We start from the raw sequence: 1,324 nt of genomic DNA on the forward strand, positions 1-1,324 counted from the left end.
AGTCAAGTCCAGACTCCTGTGTAAAATGCTATACAATGTTTTTACCATTTCTACTTATCAAAATTGATGTATTTTCTTGAAGAATAAATCCATTCATCATGTAGGTCCATAAGAACGGCTCCAATTAAGCGATTGGCTGATGTTTGATTGGGGAAGATGCGAATAATCTTTTCTCTTCTGCGTACTTCTTGATTCAGTCGTTCAATTAGATTGGTACTCTTTAGTCGATTGTGGGAATTTCCTTGTACGGTATATTGAAAGGCGTCTTCGAATCCATCATCCAATGATGCGCAAGCTTTTGAATATTTTGGTTGATCGATATAATCATGAATCAATCGATTTTTAGCCTCACGCGCTAAGTTAATATCTGTGAACTTAAAAATTCCTTTAACAGCTTCTCTGAAAGATTTTGAATTTTTTTTAGGAATGGTGGTAAAGATATTTCTTAGGAAGTGAACTTGGCATCTTTGCCAACTTACGTTGGTGAAGGATTTTCTAATGGCAGAGACTAATCCTTTGTGCGCATCAGAAATAACGAGTTCCGTACCTTGTAAACCGCGTTCTTTTAGGTATTCAAAAAATGTTGTCCAGGTCTCTTCGCTTTCGCCACTTTGAATCATGAAGCCGATAATTTCACGGTCGCCATCTTTGGTTATTCCAATCGCTATATGACAGCTTTTTGAGAGTACTCGATTTTCTTCTCGTACTTTTATATAGAGTACATCGGTCATTAAGTAAGGATAATTTTTTTCTGATAATAAACGATTCTGCCACTCGTTAACCATAGGTTCTAGCTGTTCTGTTAAGCTAGAAACGAAGGACTTAGAGACGGATTTACCACAAAGTTCTTCCACAATTTTTGATACTTTACGAGTTGAAACGCCTGATACATACATTTCCAACATTGAAGCCATGAGGGCTTTTTCGTTTCGTTGATAACGTTCAAACACTGTGGGTGAAAAATGGCCATCACGTGTTCTGGGTACTTTTAATTCTAGCGTGCCTACACGTGTCGTAAAGCTGCGCTCATAATAGCCATTTCGTTGACTTTGTCGGTTTTCTGTTCGTTCATATTCTTTTGCTTGAATATATTCTGTTCGTTGATTTTCCATTAGTTGATTAAATACCGTTGTTAAAATATTTTTAGAAACGTCATCCTTTACAGAATATTCAATAATGCTTTGAATCTCTTCGCTTTTCAGTGTAAAATGTACTTGGGTCATGTAAAAGTCCTCCTGGGTATGTTTTTGTCGTTAAAAACATTGTACCGTAAAAGGACTGTTATATGGCCTTTTTACTTTTACACAATTATACGGACTTTATC

At 36.3% G+C, this 1,324-nt stretch carries 1 protein-coding gene; it reads right to left on the bottom strand.

What is annotated here, in order from left to right:
- Window positions 1-50: 50 nt before the first annotated feature.
- On the bottom strand, window positions 51-1,223 hold the full coding sequence (locus BDW25_RS10830) for an IS256-like element IS256 family transposase (protein WP_000195429.1): 1,173 nt from the start codon (window positions 1,221-1,223) through the stop codon (window positions 51-53).
- Window positions 1,224-1,324: the final 101 nt, after the last annotated feature.

It is taken from the genome of Staphylococcus sp. AtDRG32 (assembly GCF_004365845.1).
Lineage (GTDB): Bacteria > Bacillota > Bacilli > Staphylococcales > Staphylococcaceae > Staphylococcus > Staphylococcus hominis.

Bases quoted from the DNA above. Each gene is read 5' to 3' on its own strand.
- BDW25_RS10830 (WP_000195429.1), bottom strand. From the start codon at position 1,223: ATGACCCAAGTACATTTTACACTGAAAAGCGAAGAGATTCAAAGCATT.